Origin of the sequence: Shewanella sp. GXUN23E (assembly GCF_050865035.1) — a bacterium.
GTDB lineage: Bacteria > Pseudomonadota > Gammaproteobacteria > Enterobacterales > Shewanellaceae > Shewanella.
Window position 1 is genome coordinate 496,308 of the sequence record NZ_JBOZWP010000001.1, and the last position, 13,867, is coordinate 510,174.

15 protein-coding genes are annotated in these 13,867 nt (G+C 52.4%); 9 read left to right on the forward strand and 6 right to left on the reverse strand.

What is annotated here, in order from left to right; genetic code table 11:
- Nucleotides 1-8: 8 nt before the first annotated feature.
- The 4 genes from rsmA to ACRRUX_RS02150 all read left to right on the forward strand — a co-directional run bounded on the left by rsmA (nt 9) and on the right by ACRRUX_RS02150 (nt 4,311).
- A complete protein-coding gene (gene rsmA / locus ACRRUX_RS02135) occupies nt 9-815 on the forward strand; it encodes a 16S rRNA (adenine(1518)-N(6)/adenine(1519)-N(6))-dimethyltransferase RsmA (RefSeq protein WP_432526689.1) in 807 nt (268 codons plus the stop codon).
- 44 nt (nt 816-859) lie between these two features.
- Complete coding sequence (gene apaG / locus ACRRUX_RS02140) at nt 860-1,240, forward strand: Co2+/Mg2+ efflux protein ApaG (RefSeq protein WP_432526691.1); 381 nt, start codon at nt 860-862, stop codon at nt 1,238-1,240.
- A gap of 15 nt (nt 1,241-1,255) precedes the next feature.
- Nucleotides 1,256-2,080: a symmetrical bis(5'-nucleosyl)-tetraphosphatase gene (locus ACRRUX_RS02145; protein WP_432526693.1), complete on the forward strand. Its 825-nt coding sequence runs from the start codon at nt 1,256-1,258 to the stop codon at nt 2,078-2,080.
- Nucleotides 2,081-2,289: 209 nt separating this feature from the next.
- Nucleotides 2,290-4,311 carry a methyl-accepting chemotaxis protein gene (locus tag ACRRUX_RS02150; protein WP_432526695.1) on the forward strand — a complete coding sequence of 674 codons (2,022 nt, stop codon included), beginning with the start codon at nt 2,290-2,292 and terminating at the stop codon, nt 4,309-4,311.
- Between the two features lie 38 nt (nt 4,312-4,349).
- On the opposite strand, the gene ACRRUX_RS02155 is transcribed toward ACRRUX_RS02150, so the two are convergent.
- The 5 genes from ACRRUX_RS02155 to rplU all read right to left on the reverse strand — a co-directional run bounded on the left by ACRRUX_RS02155 (nt 4,350) and on the right by rplU (nt 7,398).
- Nucleotides 4,350-4,733 carry a DUF3718 domain-containing protein gene (locus ACRRUX_RS02155; protein ID WP_432526697.1) on the reverse strand — a complete coding sequence of 128 codons (384 nt, stop codon included), beginning with the start codon at nt 4,731-4,733 and terminating at the stop codon, nt 4,350-4,352.
- Between the two features lie 136 nt (nt 4,734-4,869).
- Nucleotides 4,870-5,352 (reverse strand): type 3 dihydrofolate reductase, encoded by a 483-nt coding sequence (gene folA / locus ACRRUX_RS02160; RefSeq protein ID WP_432526699.1) that lies wholly within the window; start codon nt 5,350-5,352, stop codon nt 4,870-4,872.
- 145 nt (nt 5,353-5,497) lie between these two features.
- Entirely contained in the window at nt 5,498-6,664 is a 1,167-nt protein-coding gene (gene cgtA, locus ACRRUX_RS02165; RefSeq protein WP_432526701.1) for an Obg family GTPase CgtA, read from the reverse strand.
- A 152-nt stretch (nt 6,665-6,816) separates the two neighbouring features.
- Complete coding sequence (gene rpmA, locus ACRRUX_RS02170; RefSeq protein WP_037439204.1) at nt 6,817-7,071, reverse strand: 50S ribosomal protein L27; 255 nt, start codon at nt 7,069-7,071, stop codon at nt 6,817-6,819.
- A 15-nt stretch (nt 7,072-7,086) separates the two neighbouring features.
- On the reverse strand, nt 7,087-7,398 hold the full coding sequence (gene rplU / locus ACRRUX_RS02175; RefSeq protein WP_115136185.1) for a 50S ribosomal protein L21: 312 nt from the start codon (nt 7,396-7,398) through the stop codon (nt 7,087-7,089).
- Nucleotides 7,399-7,675: 277 nt separating this feature from the next.
- Between rplU and ispB the strand changes: the two genes are divergently transcribed.
- Nucleotides 7,676-8,647, forward strand: coding sequence for an octaprenyl diphosphate synthase (ispB, locus tag ACRRUX_RS02180; RefSeq protein WP_432526705.1), 972 nt, complete (start codon nt 7,676-7,678; stop codon nt 8,645-8,647).
- A 160-nt stretch (nt 8,648-8,807) separates the two neighbouring features.
- On the forward strand, nt 8,808-9,353 hold the full coding sequence (locus tag ACRRUX_RS02185) for a type II secretion system protein (protein ID WP_432526707.1): 546 nt from the start codon (nt 8,808-8,810) through the stop codon (nt 9,351-9,353).
- Nucleotides 9,354-9,406: 53 nt separating this feature from the next.
- On the opposite strand, the gene ung is transcribed toward ACRRUX_RS02185, so the two are convergent.
- Nucleotides 9,407-10,075 carry a uracil-DNA glycosylase gene (gene ung / locus ACRRUX_RS02190; protein ID WP_432526709.1) on the reverse strand — a complete coding sequence of 223 codons (669 nt, stop codon included), beginning with the start codon at nt 10,073-10,075 and terminating at the stop codon, nt 9,407-9,409.
- Nucleotides 10,076-10,242: 167 nt separating this feature from the next.
- Between ung and ACRRUX_RS02195 the strand changes: the two genes are divergently transcribed.
- From ACRRUX_RS02195 to ACRRUX_RS02205, 3 genes are all read left to right on the forward strand, one after another.
- Entirely contained in the window at nt 10,243-10,854 is a 612-nt protein-coding gene (locus ACRRUX_RS02195; protein WP_432526711.1) for a type II secretion system protein, read from the forward strand.
- Nucleotides 10,855-11,262: 408 nt separating this feature from the next.
- Nucleotides 11,263-13,080: an ABC transporter transmembrane domain-containing protein gene (locus ACRRUX_RS02200; RefSeq protein WP_432526713.1), complete on the forward strand. Its 1,818-nt coding sequence runs from the start codon at nt 11,263-11,265 to the stop codon at nt 13,078-13,080.
- A 51-nt stretch (nt 13,081-13,131) separates the two neighbouring features.
- Complete coding sequence (locus ACRRUX_RS02205) at nt 13,132-13,689, forward strand: type II secretion system protein (protein ID WP_432526715.1); 558 nt, start codon at nt 13,132-13,134, stop codon at nt 13,687-13,689.
- Nucleotides 13,690-13,867 lie beyond the last annotated feature (178 nt).

Sequence of the window (13,867 nt, forward strand, 5' to 3'; positions counted from 1 at the left end):
CTGAGTTAATGAGCAATAAAGTCCATTTGGGCCACACGGCCAGAAAACGCTTTGGTCAGAACTTTCTGACCGACGGCAATGTTATCAATCGTATCGTGGGCGCCATCGCCCCAGACAATGACCATGTCATGGTCGAAATTGGCCCGGGTCTGGCAGCACTGACTGAACCGGTTGCTGCGGCAATCGATAAGCTCACCGTCGTCGAGCTGGATAAAGACCTGGTTGAACGCCTCAAGGTCCACCCAACCCTGAAAGACAAGCTGGAAATCCATCAGGGCGATGCGCTGCAGTTTGATTTCGCCCAGTTGCTGGTACCGGGTAAAAAACTCAAGGTGTTTGGTAACCTGCCTTACAACATCTCCACCCCGTTGATGTTCCATCTGTTCGAATATGCCGAGCAGATCGAAAACATGCACTTCATGTTGCAAAAAGAAGTGGTGCTGCGTCTGTCTGCGGCGCCGGGCAGCAAGGCCTATGGTCGCCTGACGGTAATGGCTCAGTATTTCTGCCAGGTCGTGCCGGTACTGGAAGTACCACCAGGCTGCTTTACTCCGCCACCTAAAGTGGATTCTGCTGTGGTGCGTCTGGTGCCTTATGCCCAGAAGCCATTCCCCTGTAAAGATGTGGATGTACTGCGTCACCTGTGCTCAACTGCATTCAATATGCGTCGTAAAACACTGAGAAACAATCTCAAGCAGCTGTTGAGCGATGCAGATTTTGAGGCTCTGGGCATTGACGCCAGCCGCCGTCCCGAAGAGATCAGCGTCGAGCAATACGTTGCCATGGCCAATCTCCTGTGTGACAAACAGGCATAATCCTCACGGGCGCTTTGGCGCCCGCTTTATATCAGGACAGATAGATGACAGCATTGGAAGCCAGCATCAGAATCGAAGTGGAAACCCAGTATATAGAACAGCAATCTGATCCGGAGCAGGACAAATTTCTGTTCAGTTACACTATTACCATCATCAACGAAGGTACCGCCCCCGCAACACTGGAAAGTCGTCACTGGATCATTACCGACGCCAATGGCCACAAGAGTGAAGTTCAGGGCGCCGGTGTTGTTGGTGAAACCCCAACCATCGCCCCCAACGCCTCCTATCAATATACCAGTGGCACAGTACTGGAGACCCCTGTAGGCGTGATGCAGGGCAGCTACCAGATGCAGTCCGCTGATGGCCAGATCTTCAAGGCACAAATCCCCGCATTCCGCCTGGCTGTCCCGGGACTGTTACACTGATCCACAGGAGTTGTTGTGGCACATTATTTTGTTGGCGACCTTCAGGGTTGCAATGACGAATTCCAGCGTCTGCTGGCCAAAGTCGACTTTAATCCCTCGCGGGATCAACTCTGGGCCGTGGGCGATCTGGTCGCCAGAGGTCCGGGCTCCCTTGATGTACTGAGATTTTTTGCCGCCAATGAAGGCGCTGTTCACACAGTGCTGGGCAATCATGATCTGCATCTGCTGGCGGTATATGGCGGACTGAAGCGGTCCAAACCCGGTGACAAGCTTGAGGCATTGCTTGAGGCGGATGATGCGTCTTGTCTGATTGACTATGTACGCGAGCAGCCACTGATGCACGAGCTGGCCGATAAAAACCTGATTGTGACCCATGCAGGCGTTCCTCCCCAATGGGATCTGGACACCCTGAGACAGGAAGCGGCAAATGTCAGTGCTGCGCTCAAACAACCAGACTATCTGAATGCGCTGATCAACAAAATGTACGGCGGCGAGATGGACTGTTGGTCGCCACAGCTCTCCGGGACCAATCGACTGATTTATTGCATCAATGCGCTGACCCGTATGCGATTTTTGCATCCAGATGGCAGATTGGATTTTGACTGCAAACAACCTCCGGCCAAGGGCAAGAATGGCAAATTACGCCCCTGGTTTGAGTATCCTCTGGCGTTGCCTGAGAATACTACGCTGGTGTTTGGTCACTGGGCCGCACTCATGGGTCAAACCCACTCTCCCCGCTTTCAGGCTTTGGACACCGGCTGCTGCTGGGGTGAATACCTGACCATGCTTCATCTGGAAACCGGTGAAAAAATTACCCAAAAAGCGTTAAAAAGACGTTAAGATAACGCCTTGTCCGGCCGATACTATTCAGTATCGGTCGCGTTCCCGGGTCCGGTAGTCGTACGCTTTTCGTATCTGACACATTAAGTTCCGTCCGCCAGCGGAGCCAGTTTTTGCTGCCTCAAGGATGACAGCTGTCGACACTGACAGGGCCCCCGGAATTGCATACGGATAAGCGCAGCCAATAACAATAAGAACCGGAGTCGTCTATGAATATCAACATGACCACCAGGGTCATTGGGGGATTCAGTATTGTCACCCTTTTGCTGGTTGTACTGGGAGGAGATTCCCTCTACACCCAAAATGGTCTGAAAGCTACTACCGCCAGCCTGAAAGAAAGCAGCATGCCCTCTCTAATCACCACCAACCGTATTGCTGCCAATCTGGCCGGCCAGCAGCGTTTACTGCTCAGCCTGTACCATAATCAGAATGCGGCTGATATCCCATCACTGGTGTCTGATGTTGACCAGGAAGACAGAGAAATCCGCAGTGAAATGCAGCGACTGGAGCAGTTGCTTCAGGGACAACCGACCGCGATTCAGGTGCGGCAACTGGCCAGCCGTTATGACGACTTTGCGGCCTCGGCCCGACAACTGCACACCGCTCATTTGAGTGCTCTCAACATCACCTTGCAGCTGGTTCAATCCCGGGATGCCCTGGAAAATGATCTGGATGATATCGCTGCCAATCTGCTGGATATCACAGAGCTGGAAAACAGCAGCAATGAGCAGGAGCGCAATATTGCCGCTGCGGCCGCTGCACTCGACAACAACCTGACCACGCTGGTCACTGCTGTGTATGAACTGAACTCTGCTAAAGACCGACAAAAATACGAGATTGTGGTCAGTGACCTCAATTTCCTCACCAGTGATATCTCCGGCAAACTTGATTATTTGCAGCGCCATGGCAGCAATCTACCGGCGTTGACGACCACATTGGCAGACATAGCCGCCCGGCTGAGTGACGTAATGACGACCGTCAGCAGTGCTGATGGGCTTATCAAACAAAAGTCGATGCAATTAAGCAAGCAAGAGCAGGCCGCCGCGACGCTGAAGCAGACCCAAAGGGCCGCCGTTGCACTGGAGTCACAGATGGTATCCATCAGTGGTGAGATAGAATCTGCGGCCAACCTTCTCAGTCAGCAGGCTATCAATGCCATTGAACGGGCCAGTATTCAGACTCTGGTATTGATGGTCATCGCCATCATAGCCGCCGTTGTCGTCAGTTTTGCCGTAATAGGACCACTGCGTCGCTCACTTAGCCGCATCAATCAGGCGCTTGAAATTCTGGCTGGCGGCGATCTCACCCACACGCTGGACGATTCAGGTAAAGACGAATTTGCCGAACTGGCGCGTAATTGCAACCGCCTGATTAACAGCTTAAGCAGCCTTATTCAGGGTATTTTGGACCGTTCAACCCAGCTGGCTGCTGCCGCAGAGGAAACTTCGGCCATCACGACTCAGACGGAATCAGGTATCCGTGAACAGCGCACTCAGGTCAATCTGATAGCGCAGGCAACCAGCGAGCTGAATGCCCGCGCCAACGACGTAGCCCAGAGCGCCAATGCCGCGCTGGAGCAGGTCGAAAAAGCCGATGCTCAGGCCCGGCATATGCAGACCATTGCCGATGAGAACAAACAGATTATCCAGAATCTGGCCGATGAAGTCGCCAAAGCGGGACAGGTGATCAATAAAGTTCATACAGACAGCGCCGCCATCAGCACCATTCTGGATGTGATTCGCGGCATCGCAGATCAGACCAACCTGTTGGCGCTCAATGCAGCCATCGAAGCGGCCCGCGCCGGCGAACAGGGCCGTGGATTTGCGGTGGTTGCCGATGAAGTGCGTAGTCTGGCATCCCGGACCCAGGATTCGACTCAGGAGATCCACCAGATGATCGAGATCCTGCAGAAGGGTGCGCAGGATGCGGTATCTGTCATGGAAAATGGGCGTTCTCAGGCTACTGCCTGTGTACAGAAAACCGAGCAGGCCAACACTGCGCTGGCAGCCATCAGCGAGTCAGTCCACCGCGCCTATGATGCAGGAAATCGTATCAACCAGGCCGCTGATGAGCAAAGCCAGCTAAGTCAGGAAGTGTCCGCCAAGCTTGAGCAAATATCGGCTATCGCCGATGAAACCGCCACTGGCGCTGGGCAAACCGCGTATTCCAGCGCTGAGGTGGCCAAGCTGGCCGAAGAGCTGCAATCGTCAGTCAAAGAATTCAGGGTCTAAAAAAATACCGGACATCAAGTCCGGTATTTCAGCATCTCTTATCCACCGATACGGGCTTTCAGCGCAGCAACGATGGGGCTGACACCATGCCCCTGAGATTCCGCCCATGCTTCAACAGTCAGGCCGTCACTTTCGGCCTGCTGCAGCATGGATGATGGCAAGCGGGAGACAATGAACTCACCGGATTCGTTGGCGCCGGATACCATGGCGAAACGGACCAGAGTATGACCGTCACAGCGGATCCCATCATAGATCTGCCGTAACTTGAGACGACTGTCCTTCAGCTTCTGTCGCAGCAGGTTTCTGTCGTCCGACTTAACATACTCACAAATGTTGGCAACCAGCATATCGCTGGCCTGCACCGGTCTGGCTATCCCGCCTGCCAGTAACAGCGCCATCATCGCCACGGGCAATACACGCATCTGAATCTCCTTGTCCATTCCTGTTATTTGAAGAGTCCATTCATCAGGGACTCTGTATCAAACCAGACACCAGAGCCTCTGAGCCTTCCTCCCAGGAGACATACAAGCAGAAGCGCTGTGCCAAAGAATCAACAAGTTAACATTTTTTTATCAGTTTGATAAAGCGATAACCCAGCCCTTGCTCACTAATGCCTTTCCCAAGCTCAGATTCCTGCCACTGATCGGCCTGCCACTCAGGAAAACGGGTATCGCCCTGTACCTGCAGATCAATTTCGGTCAGATACAAAATATCCGCCTCCGGTAGCAACTGGGCATACAGTTGCCCGCCGCCTATCACCATCAGTTCCTCACACTCACCACACAAAACGAGCGCCTCATCAAATGAGGTCACACAGCTGACGCCTTCGATCTTGAGCTCTGGATTGCGGCTGATGACAATATTCAACCTGCCGGGCAAAGGACGGCCGATGGATTCGTAAGTCCTGCGCCCCATCACCACAGGCTTACCCATGGTGACCGCCTTAAAATGCCTGAGATCTTCAGGCAGATGCCAGGGCATCTGATTGTCCAGGCCTATCACCCGGTCGTGGGCCATTGCGGCTATCATCGCGATTTTCATCGATATTCCTTGGTTCTTGAGACAGGTCGGCGCAGGTTAACAAAATATCGGTGGGATGGGCAGTCATCTGCCCCTAATTTGGCTTTGGGAGCGGTATAACAAAAAGGGCAATGTCATCACATTGCCCTTGTAGATTCAGCGGTTATCAGCGCTGATATACCACTTCGACGTCATAATCGTCATCATCGAAGTCATCATCCCACTCATCATCGAAGTCTTCGTTAACATCTTCGATGCTGGCCTGATGATAGTTGTCCCACTTGAACTCGACATCTTCATCAGGATCACGACGCTTATCGTCAGGTGGCAAGCTGTTGATGAAGTCCATCAACTTCTCTGACAATGCCTGAGTACCTTCACGGGCATAAGCGGAAATGGTGTAAACCTCACCTTCCCAGCCCAATTCAGATACGATGCGATCAACTTTTTCCTGAACTTCCTCTTCGAGCATCAAGTCAATTTTGTTGAACACCAGCCAACGTGGCTTGCCTGCCAGTTTGGGAGAATATTTCTCAAGTTCACCCACAATAGCACGGGCCGCATCAACCGGGTCGCTGCCATCAATCGGCTCAATATCCAGAATGTGCAGCAGAATACGGCAGCGCTCGAGATGCTTGAGGAAACGGATCCCCAAACCCGCACCATCAGCCGCGCCTTCGATCAGACCCGGAATATCGGCGATCACAAAGCTCTGACCAGGACGAGGGTTAACCACACCCAGATTCGGTACCAGCGTGGTAAACGGATAATCCGCTACCTTTGGCTTGGCACGGGACACTGCGCGGATAAAGGTCGATTTACCGGCGTTAGGCATACCCAGCAGACCGACATCGGCCAGCAACATCAGTTCCAGACGCAGGCTACGCACTTCGCCCGGTGTTCCCAGCGTCTTCTGACGGGGAGCACGGTTAGTACTGGATTTAAAACGGGTATTGCCCAGACCGTGGAAACCACCTTTGGCGACCAGCAACTTCTGACCATGAGTGGTCAGGTCGCCCAATACCTCTTCGGTTTCTTCATCAGTTGCCCGGGTACCCACCGGCACCTTCAGCACCAGGTCATTACCGCCTTTACCGGTACAGTCACGGCCGCGGCCATTCTCGCCACGCTCCGCCATATGGAAACGCTCGAAACGGTAGTCAATCAGCGTGTTGAGGTTTTCATCCGCCTCCAGATACACACTGCCGCCATCACCGCCATCACCGCCATCTGGACCGCCGTCAGGCACATATTTTTCGCGACGGAAACTGACACAACCGCTGCCACCATCACCCGCTTCGACGCGGATCACTGCCTCATCGACAAACTTCATACTTACTCCTGACGCCAACCATAGCCGGGAATTATACCGCGCAGCCCGGGTTGCGCCAAACAATCAGACCAGACTCCGATGGAATCCCAGTCACCAAATAAAACAAAAGCCCCACCAATGGCGGGGCTTATGATTCGAATTAAGGTCGAAGATTACTCTTCGATGCTAACGAACTTACGGTTGTTAGGACCTTTAACTTCGAACTTAACTTTACCGTCAGTCAGAGCAAACAGGGTATGGTCACGACCAATACCTACGTTTACACCTGCGTGGAACTTGGTGCCACGCTGACGAACGATAATGTTACCAGCCAGAACAGACTCACCGCCGAAGCGCTTTACACCAAGACGTTTGCTTTCTGAATCGCGGCCGTTACGAGTAGAACCGCCAGCTTTTTTGTGTGCCATGAGTTAGACTCCTAATTAAGCGTTGATAGCAGTGATTTTAACTTCAGTGAACCACTGACGATGGCCCATCTTCTTTTCGTGGTGCTTACGACGGTTGAACTTTTGAATAGTTACCTTCTCGCCGCGACCGTGGCTGATAACTTCGGCAACAACTTTGCCAGCTTCAACCAGTGGAGCACCCACTTTCACGTTTTCGCCATCAGCAACCAACAGAACCTGATCGAACTCGATAGTTTCGCCGGTAGCAACTTCAATTTTTTCCAGACGCAGAGTGTGGCCTACAGACACACGGTGCTGCTTACCACCACTTTGAAAAACAGCGTACATAGCTATTTTACTCCAAACATTTGACGTACTGGCCAGCTTTCGGGCATGGGCAGTCGCCATAAAAACTTTATTGACAATGGGCGCGGAGTTTACGCGAAGAATGCCAGTCAGGCAACCCTTTTTGCTCAAAGATTAAAAAAAGATCGCATCCAGCATTACAAAGCCTGACCCCGTGCTGTCCTGGGGGATTAATTTCGGTAAAATCTGGGCTATCATAGCACTTTCGCCGAACTACGGGCAGTATTCAGTGGCCCTAAAGTAAACCTAGAGTCTTTATATGGATTTAAATGCCATCCGCCAATTGGCGGACGCTGATATGCAAGCGGTCAATCAGCTGATTTACAAGCAACTCGAATCTGATGTTGCTCTTATTAACCAGCTGGGTTTTTACATTATTAATGGTGGCGGCAAACGATTGCGCCCATTGCTGACAGTTTTGGCAGCCCGAGCGATCCAATATGAAGGCGAAGCCCATCTGAAATTGGCGGCCATTGTCGAGTTCATTCATACCGCTTCACTGCTGCATGACGATGTGGTGGATGAGTCCACCATGCGTCGGGGCCGCGAAACGGCCAATGCCATGTTTGGCAACAGTGCCAGTGTGCTGGTCGGCGACTTCCTTTATACCCGTTCTTTCCAGATGATGACTGAGCTGGAGAATATGCAGGTGCTGACGGTACTGGCTGATGCCACCAACGTGCTGGCTGAAGGTGAAGTGCTGCAATTAATGAACTGCAATGACCCGGATACCACTGAAGAAAGTTACATGCGGGTGATTTACTGCAAAACCGCCAAGCTGTTTGAAGCGGCAACTAAACTGGCAGCCGTGGTTGCTGGCAGCGACCCGGCATGGGAAAGCGCATTGGGTGAATATGGTAAATACCTGGGCACCGCTTTCCAATTAACTGATGACTTGCTGGATTACACCGCCGACGCCGAAGAGCTGGGTAAAAATATCGGCGATGATTTGGCGGAAGGCAAACCGACTCTGCCACTGATTTTCGCCATCGCCAATGGCAATGAGCAGGAACAACAGATGATCCGCCGCGCCATTGAGCAGGGTGATGGCACTCGAGATATCGACGCCATCATTCACGCCCTGAATCACTGTGGCGCGCTGGATTATACCCACCAGCGTGCGATGGAAGAGTCCAACAAAGCCATTGCGGCCCTGGCACCTCTGCCGGAGACCGAATTCAAAATGGCGCTGGTTTCTTTAGCTAAACTGGCTGTCGCCCGTAATCACTGATTGCGCACTTCCAGGCTCTGCAGAAATGCCGCACCCAGTGCGGCATTTTTTATGCGACCGCCCCAACTCCAGTAACATATCCGATATATTTCACCTACTTCTCATCCCATGGTGCAACTGATAAGCTGACCTTTAATTACAATAACAGCCGTACCTGACATTGAATCTTACTCACAGCCAAAGCCACTCTGAAGGCTTCACCCTGATAGAGTTGGTTGTCGTTATTATCATCCTTGGGATCCTGGCCGTAACTGCTGCGCCCAAATTTATCAATCTGCAGTCTGACGCCCTGACGTCCAGCGTGCGCTCAACGGGCGCGGCATTTAAAGCCAGTGTCAATCTGGCTCATGCCGCCTGGATAGCCAAGGGCGCAAGCGGGCCGCTGGAGGACTATCCGCTCTACAGTAACGCCAGCGACCGTTCAGGAACCATTGATATCAATGCCCAAGGATGGCCTGCACAGCATTACCTAGGGCCAGTGGAGGCATTACCTAATCTGGATAATGTTGAGGACTGTGTTTCAGTGTGGCAAATCCTGTTCGCCAACAATGAGCCAACCGTATCCAGGGCAGGCATAGATCCTGACGCCCAATATCAGGCCAGCTATACCGGCGTGCATCAATGTACCTATGCGCTGACCCGGGATACTGGTTATCAAATCTTCTACGACGCCGGTAACGGTGATGTCATCACCACCATTCCCTGATCCCAAGACAACAACGCCGCATCAGTATGCGGCGTTTTCAATCCTCAATAGTGTCAAACCTGCCAGTCAATCCCGGTTTCACCACGGGCATTAAGCAATTCATTGACCCTGGAGAAATGACGACAGCCAAAGAATCCCCGGTAAGCTGACAGTGGTGACGGGTGTGGCCCGGTGATGACCTGATGCTGAGGCGCGGTGATCACCTTGCCCTTTTTAATGGCGTGACTCCCCCACAGCACAAAAATGATAGGCTGTGGCTGAGCATTCAACAGCTTCATAGCCTGAGTCGTAAACTCCTCCCACCCGGCTTTGGCATGGGAGTGAGCCTTGCCCTGCTCAACAGTCAGTACAGTGTTAAGCATCAGGATGCCCTGTTTTGCCCAGGATTCCAGATAGCCATGAGCCGGAATAGTGAATCCGGCAACGTCAGTCGCCAACTCTTTGTACATATTGGCCAAAGATGGCGGCGGTTTTATCCCCGGCTTGACAGAAAAACACAGGCCATGGGCTTGCCCCGGACCGTGATAAGGGTCCTGCCCCAGAATAACTACCCGGACCTGCTCCAGTGGTGTCAGCTCGAATGCACGATAGACTTCATCTGCCGGCGGAAAAATCGCTTTGCCCGCTTGTCTCTCGCCATCGACAAATGCCTGCAGAGATTGGAAATAGTCCTGTGATTGTTGTGAGTCAATAAATGCTGACCAACTGCGCGGAAGCGTCATAAGTCGTACCTGTAAGATTAAAAGCGGCCACAAGGGTAAAACCCTGCGCCACTGTGAACAAGTCCCGGCGTCAATATTCCTGCTCAAGGCGTGATGACGCAAATCTAGTGCAATTACTCTATACCTGCTATCATTTGCTGCTTTTTCAAGAGATCCGGCCGTACTCCATGAAGAAATTTGCAACAACTCACCAAACTGCTCACCATCAGCAGGGCTTCACCCTGATTGAGTTGGTGGTGGTTATTATCATCCTGGGTATTCTGGCCGTCAGTGCCGCTCCCAAGCTGCTCAGCCTGCAGGACGATGCCAATATCGCCTCAGTGCAGGGCACTGCCGGTGCTTTCAAATCCGGCATAGATATGGCCAGAGCAGTCTATCTGGTAAAAGACGGCGATGGCGAGGCCGAGGACCTACCCGTGTTTTCCACGGCCGGTTTATCAGACGAAAACCACCCCTATGAAAAACCAGGACATCTGGATTTCAACAAATACGGCTGGCCAGTACAGAATTACATGTACGCCGATACCGATATAGTACAGTTGGATAACGCAGCCGACTGCGTCTCTTTGTGGCATACTCTGTTTGCGCATGAAGAACCCAGTGTTTCCGAAGCCGGGCAGGACCAGCCTACCGATTACATTGCGCATTTTGGCGGAAACGGCGATGGTGGCGTAAGCAGCCAGCAGTGCCGGTACGAACTGCGCGTCGATCCAAGGCTCGCCATCAATTACAACGCCATAACAGGAAAAGTCACCACAGATACCGATCTGGGCTCCTGAGCAATATCCTGACAAGCACCGCATAGACTTCAGCCCTGCGGCCGGCAGGGATAACGCAGATGCAGGTCAGGCATTTAGACCATTTAGCTACCGCCAATATTTCAAAACATGAAAGCAATGTGCCGCAGTGGTCAATACCATTCAGACCTCAATCAGCCTTTTGTGCCGACTGGGGCACAAACAAATGTCACACCAAAAATACAATAGCCAATTGAATGCTCCGGCCAAAAACAACCAACAGCGCACAAGACCATTCAGTTAGCTGCGGTGTTACCCCACAGTCAGTAATTCCTGCAGGCCTTCATTGAACGCCGCACCCGGCAGAAGAGTTTTCCATGCAGGCAGTGATTAACTGCCAAGCAGCTGTGTTACAGTCATGATGACTTCGACAGACACAGGGAATATTAGGTGACAGACTTAGCTGCCAGTGCTGCAGATCAGCCCCAGTCCTCCAAATCAGTCATACCAAAGACCGAAGTGTATCGCTGGGTCGGCAAATTTCTCTTGCCTTATAGGCGTCGGGTGATTGCCGCACTGTGTTTTTTGCTGTTGGGATCACTGGCCTGGTTGGCAATTGGCCAGGGAGTTCGTATGTTGGTCGATCAGGGCTTCAGCGATTCCAGTGAAACCCGACTGGATCAGGTCATCCTCTGGCTCGGCGGGATTGTCACCGTCAGTTCCGTCGCCGTGTTCGGCCGCTTTTATCTGATGAGTTGGCTGGGTGAAAGAGTCAGCGCCGATATCAGGCTGACGGTCTATCGCGCCTTACTCACACTGTCTCCCGCCTTTTACGCCAAATCCCGCACCGGCGAAGTGATCAGCCGCTTCACCTCAGACACCACACTGCTTGAAAACGTCGTCGGTTCCAGCTTTTCCATGGCACTGAGATCCGCGGTTTCCCTGCTGGGCGGCTTGGTGATGATGGCATTCACCAGCTGGAAACTCACCGCACTGGTACTGATAGCAGTTCCTCTGGTCGTTGCTCCCGCTATCTTTCTTGGCAAAAAAGTCAGGCAACTCGCCAAACGCAGTCAGGACAGAATTGCCGATCTGGGAGCATATGTGGATGAAAGTATTCACGAAATATACACAGTGCAATCTTATGGTCATGAGGTCCAGGACGATAAGCATTTCAGCAACCATGTAGAGGCCATTCTGGCTGCCGCCAAAGACAGAATCTTCTACCGGGCGCTGCTTATCTGCCTCATCATGACCCTCGCCTTCTTTGCCATCCTGGCCATCACCTGGGCCGGCGGCAACGCCGTCATGTCCGGCAGTATCTCAGCCGGGGAACTGTCGGCCTTTATGTTCTACGCCGTTCTGGTCGCCGGCGCCGTTGGCACCATCAGTGAAGTGTTCAGTGATATACAGCGGGCTGCCGGGGCCAGTGAGCGCTTAATGGAGCTGGCACATTCCGTCAGTGACATTAGCCAGCCTGCGCATCCGGAGTCACTTCCCCATCCGGTTCAGGGCAACCTGCACATCAGCAACCTCAGTTTCCGCTATCCGGGACACGATGAAACTGTATTGCATGAGCTCTGCTTCAGCGTGTCAGCTGGCGAGCGAGTCGCACTGGTCGGCGCCAGCGGTGCCGGGAAAAGCACCCTGTTTGCCCTGCTGCAACGCTTTTATCCCGCACCTGAAGGAGTTATTACGCTGGATAATATTCCCATCGAGCAACTCAGTCTCAGTGAACTAAGGGCCCAGTTTGCCCTGGTACCTCAGGAATCGGTCATCTTCGCCACCAGCGTACTGGAGAATGTGCGCTACGGCAGACCCGATGCCACTCAAGGTGAGGTGATAGCGGCTTGCAAGGCAGCCAGAGCCCATGACTTTATCGCTGAATTTGTAGATGGCTATGACACCTACCTGGGTGAGCGTGGCGTGCGGCTTTCCGGCGGACAAAAGCAACGTATCGCCATTGCCAGAGCAATTCTGGCTGACAGACCGGTACTTTTGCTTGATGAAGCCACCAGCGCACTGGATGCCCGCAGCGAAGTCCTGGTGAAACAGGCGCTGGACACCCTGATGCAGGGTAAAACCACCCTGGTCATCGCCCACAGGCTGGCAACGGTGGTGAATGCCGACAGAATTCTGGTGATGGACAAAGGCCGACTGGTCGCCAGTGGAACCCATGATGAACTGCTGAAAAGCAGCGAATTATATCGTGAATTCGCATCTCTTCAGTTAATTGACAAATTAAATAACCAAGAATCAGTATATTGACACACAAAAAACAGGCCAATACCATTAACAAAAAAACAACCTGATATTGCCATGAAAAAAGCGTTTTCCGGATTCACCCTTATTGAACTTGTTGTCGTGATTATTATTCTGGGTATTTTGGCTGTGACTGCTGCGCCCAAATTTATCAATCTGCAAGACGATGCCAAAATATCCGCTCATCAGGGATTTACCGGCGCGCTGGCATCTTCGGTACAATTGGCTCACTCAACCTGGGAGATCCGCAAATCCAGTGCCGATCCTGCCACTGTGGGAAATGGCGGCTATTTGAATTACGGTGGTGTGCGTATTGGTTTTTGGGGAGTATCCGGTTATCCGGAATGTGAAAACGGCTGTACTCTCAATGGCGGTATCGCCAATGCGGGAGGCTGTAATGGTGGAATCCCAAAACTATTGGATGACCCGGCCGCGTTTCTCAACAACTACAATACTGCGGCATTCCCACCGGCTGGCGGGGATTGCGTATTTACCGATAAAGAAAATTCCAACCTTAAAATCCGTTACAGCGCGGTCAATGGCAAAGTAAAGAGCTGCACAGATACCGAATCCTGTACAGCGCTGCTTGCCAACAGCGGTCCGGGTAACTTCTAAGCTGACAAGTGGAGAAATTTAAGGGAGCCCTCAATCGCTCCCTTATGCCCGCCCTACTCACCTTTCTGGAGGACAGAAAACTGACTGAAGTCCACCACCAATGACGCGGTTGGGTAAATAGACTCAGCAAAGCCGATACGAATAGAGATACGCCCGAGCCATCAGAGAATCTTGCGTT